23 protein-coding genes, 1 tRNA gene and 1 pseudogene are annotated in these 21,003 nt (G+C 69.9%); 18 read left to right on the top strand and 7 right to left on the bottom strand.

Going from position 1 to position 21,003, the window contains the following annotated elements; translation table 11 throughout:
* Window positions 1-2 precede the first annotated feature (2 nt).
* Window positions 3-362 (bottom strand): cupin domain-containing protein, encoded by a 360-nt coding sequence (locus tag VFO26_RS02165; protein WP_325113232.1) that lies wholly within the window; start codon window positions 360-362, stop codon window positions 3-5.
* Between the two features lie 95 nt (window positions 363-457).
* Between VFO26_RS02165 and VFO26_RS02160 the strand changes: the two genes are divergently transcribed.
* From VFO26_RS02160 to VFO26_RS02140, 5 genes are all read left to right on the top strand, one after another.
* Window positions 458-1,198, top strand: a complete 741-nt coding sequence (locus tag VFO26_RS02160) for a phosphatase PAP2 family protein (RefSeq protein ID WP_325113231.1) — start codon at window positions 458-460, stop codon at window positions 1,196-1,198.
* The gene (locus tag VFO26_RS02155) at window positions 1,195-1,860 is read left to right on the top strand and encodes a CDP-alcohol phosphatidyltransferase family protein (RefSeq protein WP_325113230.1); all 666 of its coding nucleotides are present in this window, start codon (window positions 1,195-1,197) and stop codon (window positions 1,858-1,860) included. The genes VFO26_RS02160 and VFO26_RS02155 overlap by 4 nt, the downstream gene beginning before the upstream one ends.
* Before the next feature lie 139 nt (window positions 1,861-1,999).
* Window positions 2,000-2,881 (top strand): hypothetical protein, encoded by an 882-nt coding sequence (locus tag VFO26_RS02150; protein WP_325113229.1) that lies wholly within the window; start codon window positions 2,000-2,002, stop codon window positions 2,879-2,881.
* A 376-nt stretch (window positions 2,882-3,257) separates the two neighbouring features.
* On the top strand, window positions 3,258-4,403 hold the full coding sequence (locus VFO26_RS02145; RefSeq protein ID WP_349259031.1) for an inositol-3-phosphate synthase: 1,146 nt from the start codon (window positions 3,258-3,260) through the stop codon (window positions 4,401-4,403).
* A gap of 125 nt (window positions 4,404-4,528) precedes the next feature.
* A complete protein-coding gene (locus VFO26_RS02140; protein ID WP_325113227.1) occupies window positions 4,529-5,350 on the top strand; it encodes a GNAT family N-acetyltransferase in 822 nt (273 codons plus the stop codon).
* Between the two features lie 10 nt (window positions 5,351-5,360).
* On the opposite strand, the gene VFO26_RS02135 is transcribed toward VFO26_RS02140, so the two are convergent.
* Window positions 5,361-5,591: a CDGSH iron-sulfur domain-containing protein gene (locus tag VFO26_RS02135; protein ID WP_325113226.1), complete on the bottom strand. Its 231-nt coding sequence runs from the start codon at window positions 5,589-5,591 to the stop codon at window positions 5,361-5,363.
* A 52-nt stretch (window positions 5,592-5,643) separates the two neighbouring features.
* Here VFO26_RS02135 and VFO26_RS02130 point away from each other — a divergent pair, with 52 nt between their 5' ends.
* Genes VFO26_RS02130 through VFO26_RS02120 form a run of 3 tightly spaced genes read left to right on the top strand, consistent with a single transcriptional unit; the run spans window position 5,644 to window position 8,805 of the window.
* Window positions 5,644-7,389: a glycosyltransferase gene (locus VFO26_RS02130; RefSeq protein WP_325113225.1), complete on the top strand. Its 1,746-nt coding sequence runs from the start codon at window positions 5,644-5,646 to the stop codon at window positions 7,387-7,389.
* A gap of 49 nt (window positions 7,390-7,438) precedes the next feature.
* Entirely contained in the window at window positions 7,439-8,089 is a 651-nt protein-coding gene (locus tag VFO26_RS02125) for a uracil-DNA glycosylase family protein (RefSeq protein ID WP_325113224.1), read from the top strand.
* Window positions 8,065-8,805 (top strand): hypothetical protein, encoded by a 741-nt coding sequence (locus tag VFO26_RS02120; RefSeq protein WP_325113223.1) that lies wholly within the window; start codon window positions 8,065-8,067, stop codon window positions 8,803-8,805. The genes VFO26_RS02125 and VFO26_RS02120 overlap by 25 nt, the downstream gene beginning before the upstream one ends.
* Window positions 8,806-8,857: 52 nt before the next feature.
* Here VFO26_RS02120 and VFO26_RS02115 read toward each other — a convergent pair whose 3' ends face one another.
* The gene (locus tag VFO26_RS02115) at window positions 8,858-9,379 is read right to left on the bottom strand and encodes a hypothetical protein (protein ID WP_325113222.1); all 522 of its coding nucleotides are present in this window, start codon (window positions 9,377-9,379) and stop codon (window positions 8,858-8,860) included.
* Between the two features lie 32 nt (window positions 9,380-9,411).
* Window positions 9,412-10,821, bottom strand: coding sequence for a 23S rRNA (uracil(1939)-C(5))-methyltransferase RlmD (rlmD, locus tag VFO26_RS02110; protein ID WP_325113221.1), 1,410 nt, complete (start codon window positions 10,819-10,821; stop codon window positions 9,412-9,414).
* Between the two features lie 73 nt (window positions 10,822-10,894).
* Here rlmD and VFO26_RS02105 point away from each other — a divergent pair, with 73 nt between their 5' ends.
* Both VFO26_RS02105 and VFO26_RS02100 read left to right on the top strand, forming a co-directional pair.
* Complete coding sequence (locus tag VFO26_RS02105; RefSeq protein WP_325113220.1) at window positions 10,895-11,797, top strand: ABC transporter ATP-binding protein; 903 nt, start codon at window positions 10,895-10,897, stop codon at window positions 11,795-11,797.
* Window positions 11,787-12,596 (top strand): ABC transporter permease, encoded by an 810-nt coding sequence (locus tag VFO26_RS02100; protein WP_325113219.1) that lies wholly within the window; start codon window positions 11,787-11,789, stop codon window positions 12,594-12,596. Before VFO26_RS02105 ends, VFO26_RS02100 begins: the two co-directional genes overlap by 11 nt.
* Before the next feature lie 17 nt (window positions 12,597-12,613).
* Here VFO26_RS02100 and VFO26_RS02095 read toward each other — a convergent pair whose 3' ends face one another.
* The 3 genes from VFO26_RS02095 to VFO26_RS02085 form a co-directional block, all read right to left on the bottom strand.
* Entirely contained in the window at window positions 12,614-13,012 is a 399-nt protein-coding gene (locus tag VFO26_RS02095) for a secondary thiamine-phosphate synthase enzyme YjbQ (protein WP_325113218.1), read from the bottom strand.
* Between the two features lie 4 nt (window positions 13,013-13,016).
* Complete coding sequence (locus VFO26_RS02090; protein ID WP_325113217.1) at window positions 13,017-13,544, bottom strand: ferritin; 528 nt, start codon at window positions 13,542-13,544, stop codon at window positions 13,017-13,019.
* Window positions 13,545-13,663: 119 nt separating this feature from the next.
* Window positions 13,664-14,140 carry an Hsp20/alpha crystallin family protein gene (locus VFO26_RS02085; protein WP_325113216.1) on the bottom strand — a complete coding sequence of 159 codons (477 nt, stop codon included), beginning with the start codon at window positions 14,138-14,140 and terminating at the stop codon, window positions 13,664-13,666.
* A gap of 101 nt (window positions 14,141-14,241) precedes the next feature.
* On the opposite strand from VFO26_RS02085, the gene argF reads away from it, so the two are divergent.
* The 8 genes and pseudogenes from argF to VFO26_RS02045 all read left to right on the top strand — a co-directional run.
* Window positions 14,242-15,186 carry an ornithine carbamoyltransferase gene (gene argF / locus VFO26_RS02080; protein WP_325113215.1) on the top strand — a complete coding sequence of 315 codons (945 nt, stop codon included), beginning with the start codon at window positions 14,242-14,244 and terminating at the stop codon, window positions 15,184-15,186.
* A gap of 41 nt (window positions 15,187-15,227) precedes the next feature.
* Window positions 15,228-15,554, top strand: a complete 327-nt coding sequence (locus VFO26_RS02075; RefSeq protein WP_325113214.1) for a metallopeptidase family protein — start codon at window positions 15,228-15,230, stop codon at window positions 15,552-15,554.
* A 166-nt stretch (window positions 15,555-15,720) separates the two neighbouring features.
* Complete coding sequence (locus tag VFO26_RS02070; protein WP_325113213.1) at window positions 15,721-15,969, top strand: hypothetical protein; 249 nt, start codon at window positions 15,721-15,723, stop codon at window positions 15,967-15,969.
* Window positions 15,970-16,039: 70 nt separating this feature from the next.
* A complete protein-coding gene (locus VFO26_RS02065) occupies window positions 16,040-16,813 on the top strand; it encodes a hypothetical protein (protein ID WP_325113212.1) in 774 nt (257 codons plus the stop codon).
* Window positions 16,814-17,050: 237 nt separating this feature from the next.
* Complete coding sequence (locus VFO26_RS02060) at window positions 17,051-17,866, top strand: alpha/beta hydrolase (RefSeq protein ID WP_325113211.1); 816 nt, start codon at window positions 17,051-17,053, stop codon at window positions 17,864-17,866.
* Between the two features lie 500 nt (window positions 17,867-18,366).
* Window positions 18,367-18,726: a hypothetical protein gene (locus VFO26_RS02055; RefSeq protein ID WP_325113210.1), complete on the top strand. Its 360-nt coding sequence runs from the start codon at window positions 18,367-18,369 to the stop codon at window positions 18,724-18,726.
* Window positions 18,727-19,653: 927 nt separating this feature from the next.
* Window positions 19,654-19,726, top strand: a tRNA-Ala gene (locus tag VFO26_RS02050).
* Window positions 19,727-20,405: 679 nt separating this feature from the next.
* Window positions 20,406-21,003 (top strand): annotated as a pseudogene (locus VFO26_RS02045) (hypothetical protein); the annotation flags it as partial.

The following is a 21,003-nucleotide window of genomic DNA, read 5'->3' as shown; positions in this document are numbered from 1 at the left end:
GATCAGGCCCAGCCGAGCGGCTCGTACCCGCTCGTCACCGGCGCGGACACGATCAGCACACGCGCGACGGAGTCGCCGTCGTTCCGCACCGTTCGCTGCGGCTCCGGGTCGAGCCGCGCGAACGAGCCGGCCCGCAGCGGGTGGTCGGCTCCGTCGACGACCAGCGTAGGACTGCCCTCGAGCACGATGAACACCTCCTCGTGGTCCCGCCCGGTCTCGTCGTGCTCGGGAATCGAATCGCCCGGCGGGAGCTCGACCGCGTTCATCCCGAACGACGCGAGGCCGAGCGAGCGACGCACCAGCACCCACTTGCCGTAATCCCGCTCGAGCTCGTCGTCGTGCTTGATGGTGAAGCCGCTCACGCCGCATACCTCCTGGGTTCTGACACGATCGACGGATCCTGCCAGACGGTGGTGCGACGGGTGCGACGGGTCGCCTGGATAGAATCGGCGCCAGAGTGACGAGCTACGCGGAGGCACGCCGGCTGCCGCGTGGATGGGCGCACCTTGCCCTCCAGTTCGCGGTGTGGCTCGGTTTCTATGCTGCCTATCAGGCGGCCCGCGGCGCTGCGGACCGCGGGATCGCGGAGGCGTTCTGGAACGGGACGCTCGTGATCGAGGCAGAGAACAAGCTCAACACCCTGATCGAGCCGGCGGTGCAGGGGTTCGTCGAGCAGTCGCAGTTCCTGATCCTCGCGACGTCGTACACGTACTGGCTCTCGCAGTTCGCCGTCGTCGGCGTCGCGCTCCTCTGGGTGTACTTCCGGCACCACGAGCGCTTCGCGCCGTTCCGCAACTGGCTGATCGCGGCGAACCTCCTCGGCCTGGTGGGCTACGTCCTGATGCCGACGGCCCCACCGCGGATGTACCCCGAGTGGGGGTTCTCGGACACGCTCGCCGAGTACGCCTCGGTCAACCACGACAGCGGGCTCGTCTCGTTCGCAGCCAACCCGTACGCAGCGATGCCGAGCCTGCACGCGATGGACGCGCTCATCGTCGGGATCGTGATGGCGTCCGTCTGCCGCTCGTGGGTGTCCCGCGCCCTCTGGCTGGCGTGGCCGGCCTGGGTGACGTTCGCGGTGATGGGAACAGGGAACCACTACTGGCTGGACTGCCTCGCCGGCTTCGCGCTGGCGCTCCTCGCCGCAGCGATCCTCTTCCGCAAGCGACTTCCTCGCTTCCACTCGGCCTCCGCGTGAGCACGCCCGGCGACGGGCCGCGCGTCAGCCAACTCGACCGGGTCAAGCAGGAGTACACCGCCGCGGCGCGGGAGATCCTTCGCCGCTCGATGCGTGGTGTCGCCAAGACCAAGCTCACGCCCGACATGCTCACGCTCACCGGAGTCGCCCTCTGCCTCGCGGGAGCGCTGCTCGTGGGCTTCGAGACCCGCAACCAGCACCTCTTCTTCTGGCTCGGCGGGGTGCTGTTCGTGATCGGCTCGATCGCCGACATCCTCGACGGCGCGCTCGCGCGGGCGGCCAGCAAGGGCACGGTCTTCGGTGCGTTCCTGGACGCCACGTTCGACCGGGTCGGCGAGGCGGCGATGCTCGCGGCGATCGGGCTCTCGTTCATGCACGACGACAACGAGGTCGCGCTGGTGGCCGCGTTCGCGGCGGTGATCGGCTCGTTTCTCGTCTCCTACACCCGCGCGAAGGCGGAGGCGCTCGGCCTCCGCGGCGACGTCGGCTTCGGCTCGCGCGTGGAGCGCGTCGTGCTGATCGCGGTCGGCCTCGGCCTCGCCCCCTGGGGGCTCCTCCAGTGGCCCGTCTACGCGCTCGCGGCGCTCACGTGGCTCACCGTCGCGCAGCGGATCCTCTTCGTCCGCCGCCAGCTGCGGGAGCTCGCCGACCCGGCCGCGTAGGGCTCCCGTCGCACGGGACGCCGTCGAAGCTCGGCGCGGTGAGGGTGATTGTCTTCACCGCCGCGCCGTAGCAGAATGGACGGTTACTCGGTTTCCAGGATCGGGGGAGAGAGGCGCCCGCGGTGGAGGAAGCATCAGGATGAGGCGCGACGCAGCTTGGTGGGGAGCCGCTGTCGCCGTCTCCCTGCTGACGGCAGCTGCCCTCCCCGCGGCCGCCGGGGCCTCCGAGCTGATCGGCCGCAACGCGACCGACGTCCGCCTGCAGGTCGACGCGCAGGGGCGCGCGCTGGTGAGCTTCCGCTCGGAAGGCACGGCGCGGACCGTCGCGGCCTGGGGCGCCGTCGACGCACGGCCGCCGAGCCGGTCCCAGGCACAGGTGGCGTTCCAGCTGCGGGTCGGAGGCGGGATCGGCCCCAACGCATGCAAGGCGTACCGGGGCCCTCCCCTCGCATGGCGCGTTGCAGCGTGCACCGCGCAGGACGGGACTCACTGGGCCGTCCAGTCGTGGCAGCGGATGCTCCCCAACTACGGCGTCTCCCCGACACCCGAGCGCGCGGCCTGGGAGCTGCGGCTCTCGCACTGGTCGGGGCCGCTGCCGGTTCTCGAGATCTGGACGGACTGGTCGTACCGCCGCTTCCATCACCTCTACGGCAGGCTGACCTTCAGGGGCCAGGGCGTCTTCGGCTTCCGCTCCACGCGATTCGGCGTTCCGCTCGACACGCACGGCCGGAACGTGTTCCTGGACACGCTCGGCTCGGCCTACGGCGCCGGGTGGAAGCGCGAGAACAGCTTCCTCACGCACCCAGCCGGTGGGGCCTTCTGTTACGGGTTCTATCCCCACGGCCCGCATGGCGTCGGCAGCGGCAGGCAGTACCGCGCGACGGTGATCGGTCCGGGTGTGACTCCCGACGTCATGTGGCAGGGCCCCGCGCCGAGAGCGTATGACGCCGCGAGCGACGAGCAGGCCAACGCAGCACAGCGAGCACTGCTCTCCGGCGACCGCCGCTGTGTCGTGAACTGACGCGCGCGACGAGCCGACGTGCTAGGCTGCTAGCACTTTGGCTGCTAGCAAATCTGAGAGAGTCGGCATCCTCGTCCGAATGCCGACCCCGCTGAAACGGGCTCTCGTCCGCGAGACCGCACGTCGCGGCTCGAACGTGAACGACGTCGCGGCCTCGATCCTCGCCGAGTCACTCGGCCTTCCCTATATCCCCACGGGTCGACGGCGCAAAGTGCTAGCAGGAGGTAGCCCGGTCCTGCTCCTGCGCGTCCCGCACGACCTGAAGGACGAAGTGCACGCCGAGGCCGCCCGCTCGGGCGCCAACGCGAACGACGTCATCCTCGCCGCGCTCGCGGACGGGCTCGGCGTCCCCCAGATGACCAACGGAAAGGACACCATGGCCGAGACCAACGGCTCCAAGAACGGCGGCCGCACGAAGGACAAGGTGCGTGTCGCGATCATCGGCGTCGGCAACTGCGCAAACTCGCTCCTGCAGGGCGTCGAGTACTACAAGGACGCGAAGCCGGACGAGTTCGTCCCCGGGCTGATGCACGTCGACCTCGGCGGCTACCACATCTCCGACATCGAGTTCACCGCGGCGTTCGACGTCGTGAAGGGCAAGGTCGGCGAGGATCTCGCCGACGCGATGTGGGCCTTCCCGAACGACACGATCAAGTTCGCGGACGTCAAGCAGACGGGCATCAAGGTCTCCCGCGGCATGACCCACGACGGGCTCGGCAAGTACCTCTCGGAGATCGTCGAGAAGGCTCCCGGCCAGACCGCCGACATCGTCAAGATCCTCCGCGAGACGGGCACCGACGTGGTCGTCAACTACCTCCCGGTCGGCTCGGAGGCGGCCGCGAAGTGGTACGCGGAGCAGATCCTCGAGGCCGGCTGCGCGATGGTGAACTGCATGCCCGTCTTCATCGCCCGCGAGCGCTACTGGCAGAAGCGCTTCGAGGAGGCCGGCGTGCCGATCATCGGCGACGACATCAAGTCGCAGGTCGGCGCGACGATCTCGCACCGCGTCCTCACGAGCCTCTTCCGCGAGCGCGGCGTCCACCTCGACCGGACGATGCAGCTGAACGTCGGCGGCAACTCCGACTTCCTCAACATGCTCGAGCGCGACCGCCTCGAGTCGAAGAAGATCTCGAAGACCAACGCCGTCACGTCGATGCTCGACTACGACCTCGGCGACAAGAACGTCCACGTCGGCCCGTCGGACTACGTCCCCTGGCTGACCGACCGCAAGTGGGCCTACATCCGCATGGAGGGCACCTCGTTCGGTGACGTGCCGCTCAACATCGAGCTGAAGCTCGAGGTGTGGGACTCGCCCAACTCGGCCGGGATCGTGATCGACGCCGTCCGGCTCGCGAAGCTGGCCCTGAACAACGGGATCGCCGGCGCACTCGAGGCACCCTCGAGCTACCTGATGAAGTCTCCCCCGGTCCAGATCGTGGACAGCGAGGCCCACGAGAACACCGAGCGCTTCATCACGAAGAACGCGCGGAAGCCGAAGGCGAAGACGAGCGTCGAGGCCTGACCGGCTCTTCTCGGGGCGGCGGCGACCTCGTCGGCGCCGCCCCACCTTCTCTCGCCCTCTACACCCCTGTCCTGCCCTCGGGTCAAGCGCTCCGGCAGGCTCTGGCGGCCGACTACGCTCATCCGATGGCCCAGCTGAGCCCTGCCGCGGAGCTCGACGTCGACAGGCTGGCGGCGCTGTTCACAGCCTGCTACGAGGGGTACTGGTTCCCGATCACGCTCGACGGCCCGACGTTCGCGTCGATGGTGGAGATGGTCGACGGCGACCTCGACCTCTCTCGCGTCGCGATCGTGGACCGCGAGCCGGTGGGGATCGTGCTCGTCGCGCGCCGCGGCACCGAGGGCTGGATCGGGGGGATGGGCGTCGTCGCGCGACACCGACGTCGCGGGATCGGCGAGGCGATGCTGCGCGCCGCCCTCGACGCGGCCCGGGCAGCGGGCATCGAGCGTGTGACCCTCGAGGTGCTCGAGGAGAATCTCCCGGCCCGAGCGCTCTACGAGCGCCGCGGCTTCGAGCACGTTCGCGAGCTCGAGATCTGGTCGCTGGAGGCCGACGGCGAAGAGCCGTCCGAGGTGGATGCGGACACGGCGCACGCATGGCTCCGCGCGCGGCGGACGCACCGCGAGCCATGGCAACGCGACGACGCATCCCTCGCCGCCCTCCCCGACAAGCGGGGCCTGTTGGTCGACGGCGCTGCAGCCGTCATGCGCGTGAAAGGCGGCCGGGTCAGTGTCCTCCAGGTCGGCGGCGGCCGGGCGCCGCTGCAGAAGCTCCTTGCCGGTGCGTGCTCCCTCGGCGAGTCGCTGACGGTGCTGAACCTCCCCGCCGGACATCCGGCCTGCAGCGCCCTGGAGGAGCTGGGCGGCCGCATCGACGCGCGCCAACACGAGCTTGCCCTGGCGCTGTCCGGCCCAATTCGGCCGACCCGAAGCGCTGACCGCCTCTGAGGCACGTCATCTAGAGGGACGTGTGGGATGCGACCCGGGGCGAGGTCTCGTCGGCGACGAAACCGACTCGCTTGTGCGACGCGTCGCAGAACGGCTTGTTCTGCGAGCGGCCGCAGCGGCACAGCGCAACCGCGGAGCCCTCCGGCAGCGCGAACTCCCTTCCCTCGGCGTCGACGATCCTGATCGGCCCGACGACCTTGTACGGCCCGTTCGCACGGACGGTGATGCTGACGTCGCTCACGACTCGAGCGTAGCCCGTGACCAGCGCGCGCCGCCGCCTACAATCGAGACCCGTGCCGCTTCGCATCTGCCTCGTGACCCCACACGCGTGGACGGTGCCGCACGACACGAACGAGCACGTCGCGGGCGTTGCGGACGCGCTTCGGGCGCGGAGCCACGACGTCGTCGTGCTGGCGCCGTCGTCGCGCTCGGCCGATCTGCTCGCGGGCCGGCGTGCGCTCCAGGCCGGTGAGCTCCAGGGCGTCGTCGCGGTGTCACGCGCCGTGCCCGTGTCGCCGAGGTCGGCGGTCGGGATCCCGGTGGGCGTCCGTGCGAACGTCGCAACCGCGCTGCGGCTTGGCGGCTTCGACGTCGTCCATGGCTTCGACCCGGGCCTCCCGGGCCTCGCCTACGTCGCTCTTCTGGAAGCCGAGACCACCACCGCAGCGACGTTCGTCGACCCCGAGCGCCTCAGCTACCCGCCGCGGCGGAACCTTCGCGACCGACTGCTCGCCCGGGTCGACCACCTGGTCGCGACCGGCGAGAACGTCGCGCAACGAGCGGCCGAGCGGTTTCCCGGCAGCTACACGGTCGTCCCGGCCGGCGTCGACCTCGAGCGGTTCTCACCCCGCCCGAAGGCCGACGTGGTCGTGATCGAGACCTCGGTGGGGGCGCTGCCGGTCGTGCGGGCTGCCCTCCGCGCCCTCCGCGCGCTCGACGGGTGGGAGGCCGTCCTGGTCCGTACGGCGCGCCTCGCGGCCCGGCCTTCGATCCCGCTCGGCCTCCGGGACCGCGTCCACATCCGCACCGCCGTGAGCGGCGGGGCGCGTGCGGAGATCCTGAACGACGCGGCGATCGTCGTACCGTCGCCGGACGGCCTGCGACGCCTGCGCGTGGAAGCCTCGGCAGCGGGCTGTGCCGTCGTCGATCCGCCGGGTGTGGTCGCCCAACCGGAGCTCGCGGCCGCGGGCCTGCTGCGGTTCGCGGAGGACGCGCGCGCCCGCGAGCGGGACGGCGCCGCCCGGCGGGCGTCGGTCGCCGACGCGGGCTTCGACGACGTCGCCGAGCGCCTGGAGGCGCTCTACACGGAGGCGCAGGGAAGAAAGCGACGGCCGCGGCCGCCCGCGACGGAGCCCCTCGCCGACCGCGAGTGGATCGTCGCCGACCTCCACATGCACACGAACCACTCGCACGACTGCTCGATCGAGCCGGGCGCCCTCGTCGAGCATGCCGAGGACGAAGGGCTCGGGGCGATTGCGGTCACCGACCACAACGTCTTCGAGGGAGCCCTCGAGACGGCCGGGCTCGCGCGAGGCCGCGACCTGGTCGTGATCCCGGGCGAGGAGGTGAAGACCGACCGCGACGGCGAGGTCATCGGACTCTTCCTGCGGGAGGAGATCCCGCGCGGCATGTCGTTCGCCGACACGGTCGCCGCCATCCGTGAGCAGGAGGGTGTCGTGTACGTCCCCCACCCGTTCGACCGCATGCATGCGATACCGGCGCCGGCCACGCTTCACCGGCACCTCCCGGAGATCGACGTGCTCGAGGTCTACAACGCCCGCCTGCTGTTCGACACCTACAACGACGAGGCGCTCCGCTTCGCACGCAAGTACGGGCTGCTGATGGGCGCCGGGTCCGACGCCCACGTGCTCCAGGGGGTCGGCACAGGCGCACTGCGGATGCGGCGCTTCGACGGCCCGGAGGAGTTCCTCCTCTCGCTGCGCACGGCAACCGTGCTGCGACGACCGAAATCGCTGGCCTACCTGCAGTCGCTGAAGTGGGTGGCGCAGGTGCGGGACCGCGTCGGGAGCGGCAGCTGAGGCTGCCGCTGAAGAGGAGCAGTGCCCGGGGTTCACGAAAGAGACAGTGATGGCGAGCACCGACCAGGGGCCAGGCCCGGTGGACCGCCGCTCTTCTAGCCGTCCGGTCGCGAAGCGGGCGGACGGCAACGAGATCCAGGAGCGCTACCTCCGCCGCGCGATCGCGGAGATCAACGAGCTCGGGGACGAGCTGCTCGCGCTCGGCGACGAGCTGCACGTGCCGGTGCTGGGGAGCGGCCATCCGCTGGGCGACATCTTCCTCCTCAAGCACCGTCCGACCCCGAGCGAGATCCAGGAGGGCGTGGCGTTCTTCGGCCGCTCGGGCCAGGCGTTGCTGAAGTCGCTCCAGCGCCTCTCGGTCGACCCCCTCGCCGTGTACGGCACCAACTGCCTCAAGTTCGGCACGGAGGCCCCGGCCGAGGCGCGCGGGTGGCTGACGAGAGAGCTCCACATCGTGCAACCGAAGCTTCTCGTCGCGATGGGCGAGGAGACCGTCGGCTTCCTGAACGAGCTCGAGTTCCCATTGTCCGACGAGCTCGACCCGGGACGCCTGGGCGAGTCCCAGCCGTTCACGCCGACGATCGAGGCGCTCGTGACGCCCGACATCGACGCGTCACTCGACGAGCAGAGCGCGAAGACCCGGTTCTGGAACGCCTTCAAGGCGCTCGGTGCCTGGTGGGCCGAGCTCCCTCCGTACTGACCCCGGTCCGCGTCGGCGCGCTCGCCGCGCTGCTGGTCGGGCTCGCCGCATGGGACGCGTTCGCGGGCCACCTCCCGGCCGTGCACGACCGCTGGGACATCGCGATCGTGGCGGTCCTGCTCTTCCCGGCGACGTTCCTCGTCGTCTGGCTGCTGCTGCCGCTCTCGACGGCGCGGCTTCTTCTCCCCGCGTCACTCGCGACCGGGGGGCTCGCCGCGCTGCTCGACCTCGCAGGGCTCGAGGCCGGCTTCAACGTGACGAAGGTCGTCGCGTTCGCCCTCTTCGGGTTCTGGTTCGTCCAGATGCTGGAGGCACTTTCCTGGGTCGTCCTCGTCGCGGCGGTGATCCCGTTGGTGGACGTCGCCTCCGTGTACCGCGGCCCGACGAAGGTCGTCGTCGAGGAGGAGCCTGGTGTCTTCGAGCGGATCGCCGTCTCGTTCTCGCTGCCCGGCGAGGAGGGGGCCGCCCGCCTCGGCCCTCCGGACGTGATCTTCTTCGCCCTCTTCCTCGCCTCGACGGCGCGCTTCGGGCTCCGCAAGGGAGCGACGTGGGTCGGCATGACGGCCGCGCTCTCGGCGACGCTCGTCGCCACCTACGTCTTCGACCTGAGCGGGCTGCCGGCGCTCCCCGCCATCTCGCTGGGGTTCATCGTGCCCAACTGCGACCTGCTGTGGCGCGCGCTCCAGGCACGCGGCCGCCCGGCCGGGGATCCCTAGTCACGTCCCGGCGGCACCGCGGCCGCCGGGACGTGTCGGCTTCAGCCGTTCGCTAGCAGTTCTCCCTCGCCCAGGCCTCGAGGTTCTCCGTGGCCTCCCGCACCTCGGCCGAGTCGAGCGTCTGACCGAGCTCCTGCAGCTTCGCGATCGTCTCGGGGTCGGTCGCGCCGCTCGTGAGGTCGACTCCCTTCAGGGCCTCGGCGATCTCGGCGAAGTTGTCCGCCACGACGCGGTAGTCGTCCCTGATCTCCTCGGGGACCTGGTCGGCGATCTCGTCGAAGACCTCCGCGGCCTCGTCGAGACCGGCCGTGCCGCCGCTCAGCGACTGGCCGAGCTTCGCCGAGATGCCTGCGAACTCCTGGCACTCCTCCGAGAGGTCGCCGAGCTCGTCGTCGTCCGACGTCCCGGTCATGTCGTCGGTCGTGTCGTCGCCCGAGTCGTCCCCGCTCGTCTCGGTGACGACGGCCGCATCGGTCGCGTCACCGCCGGCCTCGTTCGAATCGTCGCCCCCGCAGCCCGCGGCGACGAGCGCCGCCACCGCGATCAGGAGCACCATCAGCATTCGTGCGTTCACGTCTTCCCCTTCGTCGTCGTGAGCCGGGCGGCTCACTCCACCGCAACACCGGCATCATGCTCTTCGGCGCCGCCGGGCGCACGCGTGAGGAGCGAGACGCTCTCGATGTGCGGCGTGTGCGGGAACATGTCCACGGGCGTGCAGCGGACGAGCTCGTAGCCGTACTCGTCACGCAGCACCGCGAGGTCGGAGGCGAGCGTCGTGGGGTTGCACGACACGTAGACGATCCTCTGGGCCCCGAGCGCGCCCGTCCGCCTGAGCGCCTTCCCGGCGAGGCCGGCACGCGGCGGGTCGACGACGACCACGTCCGGCGGGCCGGCGCGCTCGCCGAGCTCCTCGAGCGACTGCCCGACGTTGCCAGCGAAGAACCTCGCATTCGCGATGCCGTTCGCCTCCGCGTTCTCGATCGCGCATGCGACGGACTCCTCCGAGATCTCGACGCCCCACACCGACGCCGCGCTGCCCGCCAGCGCAAGCCCGATCGTGCCCGTCCCGCAGTACAGGTCGTAGACCCTCTCGCCGCCTGTCAATGCCGCTTCCTCGCGCGCGAGCGTGTAGAGCGTCTCGGCCATCTCGGTGTTGGTCTGCAGGAACGCGTTCGGGCGCACGCGGAACCGCAGGCCGAGAAGCTCCTCCTCGATCCACGGCTCGCCCCACAGCAGGCGTGTGGGGAGATTGGTGACCTCGGCGGGGCGGTCGTTCACCGCCCAGTGGATCGAGCGGACCTCGGGAAAGCCGGTCAGCGTCTCGATCAGGAAGTCCGCGTCGAAGCGCTCGCCGGGGGCGGTCACGAGCAGCACCAGCACCTGACCCGTGTTCCTGCCCTCCCGCACCACGAGGTGACGTAGGTAGCCCGCCTGCGTCTCTTGGTCGTACGCCTCGAGGCCCTCGGCCCGCGCCCACTCCTCGACCGCCTCGCGAACCGCGTTGCCCACGTCCGTCGTCAGGAGGCACTCGTCGATGTCGATCACCTCGTCCCAGCGCCCCGCGCGGTGGAAGCCGAGGACGAGGGAAGCGACGTCGCCCGGCGCGAACGAGTACTCGAGCTTGTTGCGGTACCGGTAGATCGAACGGGCCGGGACGATCGGCGCCAGCGGCGGATCGGCGAAGCCGCCGAGGCGCACGAGCGCATCGCGCACCTGGGTGTGCTTCGCGTCGATCTGGCGCGCGTAGTCGAGGTCCTGGAAGCGGCAGCCGCCGCAGACGCCGTAGTGCCGGCAGGGAGCCTCGACCCGGTCGGGGCCGGGCTCCAGCAGAGCGGTCCTGCTCGCCTCAGCGAAGCCGCGCTTCACCTTCGTCGCGCGGGCACGGACGAGGTCGCCAGGGAGCCCGCCGCGGACGAACACGACGAATCCGTCGAGACGCCCGACGCCGTTCCCGCCGTACGCGAGCGAGTCGATCCGGACCTCGACCTCTTGCCCCTTCCTGATGGGCGCGGCCACGGAACGGAGGGTAGCCGCCTCGGTCTCCGCCTCCAGCCGGCCCTCCGGTCCGGCGCGGGCATAGCCTTGCGGCATGTCCGTCCCCGCCGTCCGCGCCGATCGACTGTCGAAGGACTACGGCGAGCACCGCGGGGTCACGGATCTCACGTTCGAGCTCCGAGAGGGTGAGGTCCTCGGGTTTCTCGGGCCGAACGGCGCGGGGAAGACTACGACGATCCGGCTGATGCTGGACCTGATCCGCCCGAGCGCCGGGAGGATCGAGCTCTTCGGGCTCGACGCGCGCCGTGAGGGCCCGAAGGCCCGCCGGAACGTCGGCTACCTCCCGGGCGACCTCCGGCTCTACGAGCGCCTCACCGGCCGCGAGCACCTCCGCTACTTCGCCTCGCTGCGCGGGATGCCCGACCTCGGGGACGGCGAGGAGCTCGCGGCGCGGCTCGACCTCGAGCTCGACCGTCCGATCCGGGCACTCTCCAAGGGCAACCGCCAGAAGGTCGGGCTCGTCCAGGCGATCATGCACCGGCCCGCGCTGGCCGTCTTCGACGAGCCGACGTCCGGGCTCGACCCCCTCGTGCAGCAGGTCGTCTACGAGCTCGTGCGCGAGACGACCGCCGATGGCCGCAGCGTGTTCGTGTCGTCCCACGTCCTCTCCGAGGTGCAGCAGATCGCCGACCGTGTGGCGCTGATCCGCGACGGCCGGCTCGAGCTCGTCGACACCGTCGAGACACTGCGCCAGAGGGCGCTGACGCACGTGGAGGTGACGTTTGCCGCGGCGCCGCCTCCCGGAGCCTTCGAGTCCGTGCACGGCGTCCGTGAGCTCGCGCGGCACGGATCGGTCGTCCGACTGACGCTCGAAGGCCCGGCCGACCCGCTCGTGAAGGCACTGGCACGGTTCGACGTCCAGGCGCTCGACAGCCACGAGGCCGATCTGGAGGACGTCTTCCTGGAGCTCTACCGGAGGCCCGCCGTTGCTCGGTAGCGTGCTCCTGAAGTCGATCCGCGACCTCGGGCGAGGCTTCCTCTGGTGGGCCCTCGGCCTCGTCGGCTATGCGGCGCTGATCGTGTCGGTCTACCCCACCGTCCGTGACAACCCCGAGCTCGACGAGCTCGTCGAAAGCTATCCCGAGGCGCTCAAGGCCTTCATCGCCTTCGGAGGCCAGTTCGACTTCACCTCTGCGGCCGGCTACCTCGGGAGCGAGCTCTTCTCCTTCATGATGCCGGCGATCTTCCTCGTCGCCTCCGTCGGGAACGGCGCCGGCTCGATCGCCGGCGAGGAGGAGCGCGGCACGCTCGATCTCCTTCTCTCGATGCCGCTCTCGCGGGGCAGGATCGCCCTCGAGAAGCTGGCAGCGATGTGCCTGGAGCTGGTGGGCCTCGGCGCCGTGCTGTGGCTCGCGCTGTGGATCGGTGCGCGCGCGTTCTCCATGGACGTGTCGGCCGGGCATCTCGCCGCGGCGACGGCGCTCCTGGTCGTGCTTGCGATCGCCTACGGCGCGATCGCCTTCATGCTCGCCGGTGGCACCGGGCGGAAGGGCCTCGCGGTCGGGGTGACGGTCGCCCTCGCCGTGGCCGCGTACCTGGTGAACTCCCTCGCCGCCCTCGTGGGTGCGCTCGAGCCCTTCCAGAAGGTCACGCCCTTCTACCACTACGCCGCGTCGGACCCGCTCCACCAGGGGCTCGACGTCTGGCACACCCTCTTCCTCCTCGCCGTCGGTGCCGCCGCGGCAGCGGTGGGCGTGCTCCTCTTCGGGCGGAGAGACGTCGGCTCGTCGTCGTAGCGGCGCGGCCCCCGGCCTCAGGCGAGCACGCTGACGTACACCGAGCGCCGCCGGGGCCCGTCGAACTCGCAGAAGAAGATCCCCTGCCACGTTCCCAGAGCCATCGTGCCGTCGTCGCGCAGCGGCACGACGACGCTCGGGCCCATGAACGCCGCCCGGATGTGTGTCGGCGCGTTCTCCTCCCCCTCCTCGACGTGCTGCCACGGCCAGTCGGACGGCACGATCCGCTCGAGCGCCGTCTCGAAGTCGCGCGCGACCATCGGGTCGGCGTGCTCGTTGATCGTCACCCCGGCCGTCGTGTGGGGGACGTAGACGAGGACGGCGGAGCCGGCGGCGCCGGCCACGGCTTCCTGGACGAGGCGGGTGATGTCGAGAAGCTGGCTCTGCCGCTCGGTGCGGACCGTCAGCGTGTGCACGCCGTCAGAGAGCGCCGCCCGCGGCGGGCGGTGCGCCTGCCTCGAGGGGATTCTCGCCGCCCGACTCACGTGCCAGGAAGTCCTCGACGTGCATGACGTTGTCCTTCGAGCGGGTGACGACGTCGAGCAGCGAGGACATCGACGAGACCTCCTCGCGCTGCTCCTGCAGGAACCAGTGCATGAACTGCTCGGCGACGAGGTCGCCCTCCTCGCGCGCGACGATCGCCAGCTGCTGGATCTGACCGGTGACGCGCTTCTCCTGATCGAGTGCCAGCTGCACGGGCGAGACGAGGTCCGGGAACGACCCCTGAGGCGCCTCGACGGCCGGGATCACGACGGGCTCGTCCGAATCCAGGAGGTACTGCACCATCATCATCGCGTGGTTCCGCTCCTCGACCGACTGGCGGTAGAAGTGGGCCGCGAGCTGGGGGAGTGTCTGCGCGTCGAAGTGGACGGCGATTGCGATGTACTGCTGAGAGGCGCCGAACTCGTAGGCGATCTGCTCGTTGAGCGCATCCGTGAACCGTGGCATGGACGGGACTCTAGACGGCCCGAGGGCGCGACAGCAGTTGCTCCGATCCGGCAACGTCGTCCCGAGAAACAGCGGAGGCGGCCCTCGCGGCCGCCTCCGTGACGCGGTTCTTGGCTCGCTCAGGAAGCCTGAGCCGAAGCTTCGACGTCCGCGGGCCCGTTGCCGAGCTGGATTCGACGCGGCTTGGCCTCTTCCGGCTTCGGCACGTGCACCTCGAGCACGCCGTTCTCGTAGGACGCCGTGATCTTCGAGTCGTCCACGCCGGCCGGAAGGCCCACACCTCGCGCAAAGCTCCCGTACCGTCGCTCGAAGCGATAGAACCGGTCGCCCTGCTCCTGGGTGCGCTGCTCGCGCTCGCCCGAGACGGTGAGCGTGTCGTCGTGCGCCTCGATCGTGATCTTGTCCTCCGGGACACCGGGCACGTCGAACGCGTACACGAGCTCGGAGTCGGTCTCCCAGACGTCCAGCGCGGGCACCCAGCTCTGGGGCGTCGTGCGGCCCTGCGAGCCTTCGAAGAGGCCGTTCATCAGCCGGCTCATCTCGCCCTGCAGCTGGGTGATGTCGCGGAACGGCTCCCAACGCACGAGTGTCGTCATGGTCGCAACTCCTCCTTGATGCATCGGAATGACATTGCCACTGTCCTAAGTATGAAATATGAGTGTGATTCTGTCAAGTACCTGGGACGTAGCATGAATCCATGGCGGGAGTGCCGGAGACGCTCAAGGGCAGGAGCTTCACCCGCGTCGCCGACTGGAGCCCCGACGAGCTCCGGATGGCGCTCGACCTGGCCGACGAGCTCAAGGTGGAGCGGGCGAGGCGCAGGGAGCTTCGGATCCTCCCGGGGCGAACGGTCGGCCTCATCTTCCGCAAGCCGTCCACGCGGACCCGGATCAGCTCGGAGGTCGGGATCGCGGAGCTGGGTGGCATGGCGCTCTACGTCCCCGCCGCCGACCTGCAGCTCTCCCGGGGCGAGTCGACGCGGGACACCGCGCTCGTCCTCTCCCGGTTCCTCAGCGCGATCCTGATCCGCACGTTCGAGCAGGCGGAGGTCGACGAGTTCGCCGCGCACGCGTCGATCCCGATCGTCAACGGGCTCACGGACGCCTCCCACCCGCTTCAGGCCCTTGCGGACGCGATGACGATCCGGGAGCGGTTCGGCACCCTCGAGGGCATTTCCGTGACGTATCTCGGCGACGGCAACAACGTCTGCCACTCGCTGATGCGCATCGCCGCCCGCACGGGGATGCGGCTCGTGGCCGCCTGCCCGGAGGGCTACCTCCCCGACCCTCACGTGTTCGAGTCGTGCCTCGCCGACGCGGCGGCGAGCGGTGGGAGGATCGACCTCGTCACGGACGCGCGGGAGGCCGTGGTCGGCTCCCAGGTGCTCTACACGGACGTCTGGACGAGCATGGGCCAGGAGTCCGACAGGGAGCGCCGGCTGCGCGACCTCGACCCGTACCGCCTCGACGCAGAGAAGCTCGGGCTCGCCGCGCCCGATGCCATCGCGCTCCACTGCCTCCCGGCCCACGTGGGGGAGGAGATCACCGCCGACGTCCTGTACGGCGATCGGTCCCTCGTGTGGGACCAGGCCGAGAACCGCCTGCACGTGTACAAGGCGGTGCTCGCACTGACCGTCCGCTGATCCGCCCGGGCCGTTCCCCGACTCGCCATATCCTTGCGCCCGTGAGCTTCGACGACGTCGTCCGCTCTGCGCTCGACAGCCTGCCGCCGCACCTCGCTGCCGCGCTCAGGAACGTCGCCGTCGTGGTGGAGGAGGAAGACCCGGACGACCCCGACCTCTACGGCGTCTTCGACGGCATCCCCCTCACCGAGGGAGGCCCCGCGCCCGGAGACCTGCCCAACCGCATCGCGATCTTCCGCCGTCCGCTCGAGGCCGACTTCGACGACGTCGACGACCTCCGCGAGGAGATCAGAATCACGGTGCTCCACGAGCTGGGCCACTACTTCGGGCTCGACGAGGACAGGCTCGCGGAGCTGGGCTACGAGTGACGAGCGCGCTGGAGATCGTCACCTGGGTGGCGCTCGGGGTCGGGGCCTTCGTCGTCGCGCTCTTCCTGTTCGGACGGCGACGTTGACCTGGAGCGACCGGCGGGTACTCCGGGAGACGTTGCAGACGTTTGCGGGGGGGAATGTGCGGGCAGATCGAGTCGTTGACGTGTTCATGGAGACCATCCCGCGGATCCACGCCGAGATCGACCAGCTGAGCGAGCGACGCGTGGCCCTCTGGAACTCGCTCTCGCAGGGACGCGATCCGGCGGTGGTCGAAGAGATCAAGGCGCTCGACGTACAGCTCGAGGAGCTCTGGCAGCAGATCCGGGCCGAGAGGGCTCGGATCCGGTTCGGTGAGCGAGACGAGATCGTGCGGCGGGCTCGGGCCGAAGAGCGGCTCGAACGGGCCGCATAACGACGGCGAAGGCCCGCGGCAGGCGCGTTCCCGGCAGGGAACGCCGCGGGTTCGCCGTACCATGTTGAACGTGCTTGTCCGCCGCATCGACAGCGACGATCCGATCGCGCAGGAACGTGAGGCGCTCGTTGCGCAGCGGACTGCGCTCGAAGACCTGAAGCACCAGCTGGCGGAGCGGGTGGCCGCGGTCAAGGCGCGCGAGGAGGAGCTGCGCGCGGCCGTGGCCCGCGTGGCGGCCGGACAGGCGCCCGGAGTCGCGCTCCCGCCCGTGGTCGACCCCGAAGCCGACAGGCGCGCGTCGCGCGCCGCCGCCCTCGGCGAGCGAGAGCGAGCCCTGGCCGCCCGCGAGGCGGCGCTCGCAGCGATGGCCCCGCACGGTCCCGCGGAACCTTCCACCAACGGGAGCGAAGCGGCGCTGGCGGAACGCGCGGCGGAGCTCGACGCCAGAGCGCGAGAGCTGGACGAGCGGCGCGCGGCCCTCGATGCCCGCGAGCGCGCGATCGAGGAGCGCGAGAAGATCCCCGTCGACCCGGACGAGGCCCGTCTTGCCGAGATCGAGTCGCGGCTCGACGAGCTGCGGGCTGCCGAGGAGGCATTCCTGCGCACGAGGCGCGAGCTCGCGGACCACAGCGACGCGATCACCGCGCGCGAGCAGCTGCTCGCGCAGCGCGAGCGGGAGCTCGACGAGCGTGAGGACGGCTGGGGCGGTCCCGACGTCCGGGAGCTCGAGGCCCGCCTTCGCCGGCTGGAGAGCCAGGGAACGGCGCTGGCGCGGACGCAAGGATTCAGCGGGGGCTTCCGCAAGCTCGAGCAGGAGGGCACGCGCCGCCCTCCGCCGCCCTGAGCCGCCCCGCCGAGGCTCTACAATTCAGACCCGCACGGGGCAAGCCGTTCTCGGGCTGCGGTTGCCCGGCGAGAACCGCTGGATCCTGGGTGATCGTCGACACGCCGTCGCCACGTCTCAGGGCGCTGCCGATCCGCGTTTTCAGCCCCGCGTCGCTAGACAACTCGAGCCCTAGGCCATAGGGTCGCGCCCACGGTGTGCGGCGGGTGGGGGCGGCGTTTTGGGGCGCGAGCTTCGGTGTGCGGTCTCCTCGCCGTTGCCGTGCTTGTCGTTGGCACCGGCGTCGGGTGTGGCGGGGACTTGGATGCGGACGAGAGTGATCGCCCCGCAACCAATAGCACCGAGGCGCTCGCCGACCCTTCGGTCGACGGCCGCTTCGAGGTCGCGGCCGACGGCCGACGGCTGTACCTGACCTGCTGGGGCGAGGGAAGCCCCACCGTCGTGCTCGATTCCGGACACCCAGATGGAACCGGGATCGCTGACTTCGGAGAGACGGAGTTCCTTCGCAGGCTGGCTGCCGAGACGCGAGTCTGTGCTTACGACCGCGCTGGCTGGGGCCGGAGCGACCCTGCGCCGAACGAGCCGCGACGTGCCGACGACGTCGTGGACGATCTCGACGCGTTGCTTGAGGCCGCCGAGGTCGACGGCCCGTTCGTGCTCGCTGGCTCCTCGTTCGGTGGGATGATCGCCGCCCATTTCGCGGATCGGCATCCCGAGGACGTGGCCGGTGTCGTCCTGTTGGATGTCCCCGCTCCAAGCGCAACGCTCTCGGCGGAGGAGATCCCCGAAATCGCATGGGACCATCCGATGCACCCCGAGCATCTCGATATCGGCCCCGAGTTCGAAAACCGCTTCGCGAACCGTCCGCCCTCCTTCCCCGCTCCTCTCGTCGTCGTCACGGCGACGGACGGCGATTCGAGCGTCCAGGATCAGAAGGCTTGGCTCCGATCAAGCGAGGACGCACGTCAGATCGAGCTCACCGGAGGTCACGAGATCTACCTGGACGATCCGGCGGGAGCAGCCGCCGAGGTCATCAAGCTCCTCGATCGCTAGACGCAACACCCGCCTCAACGCACCGCCTGGACAGCCTCACGTCCTGGCCAGGTGCACTCCCGTTCTTCGGCACTGCACGTCGTCACCGCAGAAGTGTTACTCCTCCCCGGCGGCGGGTCGCCACGACGCGCCGATCCGTAGACAAGGGCCCCCTTCCCGCGAGGCCGAGGAGACCCGGATCCCGCCAGAATCAAAGGCTAAGAATCTGGAATGAGGTCTGGGAAGGCCTCGCCCACACCGCCCTGGCGGCTTCGACCTGGCGGCATCAGGCGAGCTTCGTCAGGCGCAGCGGCCATCGTCTTGTAGTCGAGAGTGGGGCGGCGTATCGTCGAGCCCATGCGGCGACGGGGGCTCGCACTGGTCGTTCTGGCGGCCTTGGCGTTTCCGGCCATCTCGACATCGGGTGTCTCGACCAATCCGCTCGTGGGCACCTGGACCGCACGACGACGTGCGCCGAACTGCTGCAGGCCCTCAGCCGACCCGGGCTGAAGAAGCTGGCGTTGGAGATGGTCGTCGGCAACCAGTTCATCCCTGGCGTTCGGTCGGTGGCTCAGCTGAAGGACCCTTCCCGGCCGTGTCTCGGGGCGGTGCCACGGAAGCATTCGCACTTCTTCACGAAGGACGGCAAGTTCGGGTCGCTCGACTGGAACCGCGAGGAGGTCGACGACGGCAGCTACACGGTAAGCACGAACAAGGTGACTGTCTCGAAGGAGTTTCCTCGGGTGACGTTCACCTTCAGGGTGGTCGGCAACAAACTGGGCCTTGTGCCGCAGGTCCCGAAGGGTTGCTCGACGTTTCGCTGTGCCTGGGCGGTCTCTGTGGCGTACCCGGGCAAGTCCTGGGTACGCGAAAGCCGTTAGACAAGTCCGTCGCGGAGGCGCCTTCGGTGGCTCGCGGAGAGGAATGACGCGGAGCTCTCGGAGAAGCGTGCGAGCTCAACGGTCGACGGTGGACCGGCGTTGGCGGCTCTCCAACTACGAGCTCGCCGAGCACACCGTCAGTAGGCCCGGGCCGCTCACGCGCCGCCTGCACGAGCGGGGCCGTGCTCGAGTCTCGGAGCCGCCACACGGCTTTTCCCCGCGACCCTGAGCCGGCAAACGCTCAGGGATGCCGAGGTTTCTCCCAGAGCCGTCGGACTGCCGAACGCCTCAGGCGTGCAAGATGTCCGAAGGGGGAAAGGGGAGGGTGCGCCCCGGGGCTCGACTCGCCGTGGCTCCCCCCGGCTGCGGCACGCTCCGGGGCGCACTTGCCACTTCGGCTATCGCGGCGATTCGGATGAGCATTGGCGGCTCACGAGCTCCGGGTGCCTCGCGCCGTCAAGTCCAGAGACCTCGTTCCCCACGAGCCGGGTCCCCCTCGCAAGACTGAATCCGAAGGCTCGGAGCCGCCGGACAGTTTGTCCCCGCGCTCTGCGGGTGCTAAACGCCGTCGGTGTCTCGCTCGGAAGGGAACGCGCAAACGCAGTGCTCGGCATGTCGGGGCGGTAGCCGAATTCGGTCGCCGCGCACCCGGACCTCGAGATCCCTCCGCTCGAATCCGAGCGGGCCGGTGCCGCGAGCCGTCCATGGTGACCTTGGCCCTGTGCGGATGAGGGCGAGGACGAGCCCCTCTGATCACGAGCACGGCGGACGGCCCTTCGGGCGTCTCGCTTTCCAAAGCCTGGTGCGGGCTCCGGCCGGAGCCGTCCGTCGTTTCTGGGAGCAGACTCTCGGGCAACTCCCGGACAGACCTCTTCGCCCTTCGGAGAGAGGAGCCGATGGCCGCAACGACGCTACAGTAACGGCTTCGGGGCGTTAGCTCAGTTGGGAGAGCACCAGCTTTGCAAGCTGGGGGTCGCCGGTTCGAGCCCGGCACGCTCCACCTTCGAAAGCCCTGCTAACGCGGGGCTTTCGTCGTCTCAGACGGAAACGCCCTGAGGTCATGGCCGCAAAATGGCCGCAGCGACTCGTCTGCGGCTTACGCGCGAGGCGTGGGTCGCTCAGGGGCCGAGCGTTCGGCTGAGGCGTGTCTCGTCCGGCGCGGCCGTCACCGACCCGCGCAGCGGCGACCGAGGCCGAACCTGACCGTCGCGCTATGTCCCGCGACCGTGAACCGGAGCGGTACGCAATCGGACGACCTGCGTAGGTGGAAGCCACCTGCATAGGCGTTCCCCTTGGTCGGGTCGGCTGGGCATCCGGCGATCCGAAGCGTGTGGAACGGCCCGCGTGTTTCGCCGGTCCCCCACTCGATCGCGACGCGGTCTCGCCACTCGCGCGGGCCCGTTCGTGTGCAGCGCACCATCACGCTGCGGGGGCGGTCGGTCGAGGTCGACGACACCCTTGAGTACCTCGAAAGGCTCCTCTGACGCCAGAAGGCGAGAACATCGTCGTCTGGGCGAGCGTGTCGGAATGTTCCTCGAGGACGGCCGCAAGGCGGTGCGGCCATCATTATCGGACTAGACTGCCGATGCGGAAGGCCGCCTCGGGGTTTGGATAGGAGGAAGCTGATGCCCACGTCTGCGAAGTGCGATTCGCAAGTGGATTGCGTTCGGGGGGCTTCCATGCTGTTTCTGCTGGTTGCCCTCGTGGCCGCAGTGGCTCTGCCGGCTGCCGCGGCCCGCCCAGCCGAGGTCATCGTCCTACCGGGCGCCAGTTCGGCCGAGGGTATCGCGGCCGGCCGCGGTGCCACCTTCTACGCCGGTGACCTGTTCGGCGGCGACATCTACCGCGGCGACTTCCAACGAGGTATCGCTGAGGTGTTCATCGACGCCCCCGAGGGTCGCATGGCCGCGGGCATGGCGACCGATATGGCCCGCGACCTGCTCTTCGTGGCCGGCGGCTTCACCGGGCAAGGCTATGTCTACGACACGCGCACCGGTGCCACCGTGGCCAGCTACCAGTTCGCCTCGCCGGACGCCACGCTCATCAACGACGTGACCGTCACCCAGGACGGCGCGTGGTTCACTGACTCGTTTCAGGCCAAGCTCTACTTCGTGCCGGTCAGTCGCGCCGGGGCACTAGGGCCGGTCAGTACGCTCACGCTCAGTGGCCCAGCGGCCGACGTGAGCGGGGACTTCAACCTCAACGGCATCCAGGCCACGCCCAACGGCAAGACGCTCATCGTGGCGCACTCGGCCAATGGTCAACTCTATTCGGTGG

It is taken from the genome of Gaiella sp., assembly GCF_035710885.1.
Classification (GTDB): Bacteria; Actinomycetota; Thermoleophilia; order Gaiellales; family Gaiellaceae; genus Gaiella.
This window is presented reverse-complemented; position numbering and strand designations above follow the sequence as displayed.

Bases quoted from the DNA above. Each gene is read 5' to 3' on its own strand.
- VFO26_RS02150 (WP_325113229.1), top strand. From the start codon at position 2,000: ATGAGGCGCGACGCAGCTTGGTGGGGAGCCGCTGTCGCCGTCTCCCTG.
- VFO26_RS02145 (WP_349259031.1), top strand. From the start codon at position 3,258: ATGGCCGAGACCAACGGCTCCAAGAACGGCGGCCGCACGAAGGACAAG.
- VFO26_RS02140 (WP_325113227.1), top strand. From the start codon at position 4,529: ATGGCCCAGCTGAGCCCTGCCGCGGAGCTCGACGTCGACAGGCTGGCG.
- VFO26_RS02125 (WP_325113224.1), top strand. From the start codon at position 7,439: ATGGCGAGCACCGACCAGGGGCCAGGCCCGGTGGACCGCCGCTCTTCT.
- VFO26_RS02105 (WP_325113220.1), top strand. From the start codon at position 10,895: ATGTCCGTCCCCGCCGTCCGCGCCGATCGACTGTCGAAGGACTACGGC.
- VFO26_RS02090 (WP_325113217.1), bottom strand. From the start codon at position 13,544: ATGCCACGGTTCACGGATGCGCTCAACGAGCAGATCGCCTACGAGTTC.
- VFO26_RS02085 (WP_325113216.1), bottom strand. From the start codon at position 14,140: ATGACGACACTCGTGCGTTGGGAGCCGTTCCGCGACATCACCCAGCTG.
- argF (WP_325113215.1), top strand. From the start codon at position 14,242: ATGGCGGGAGTGCCGGAGACGCTCAAGGGCAGGAGCTTCACCCGCGTC.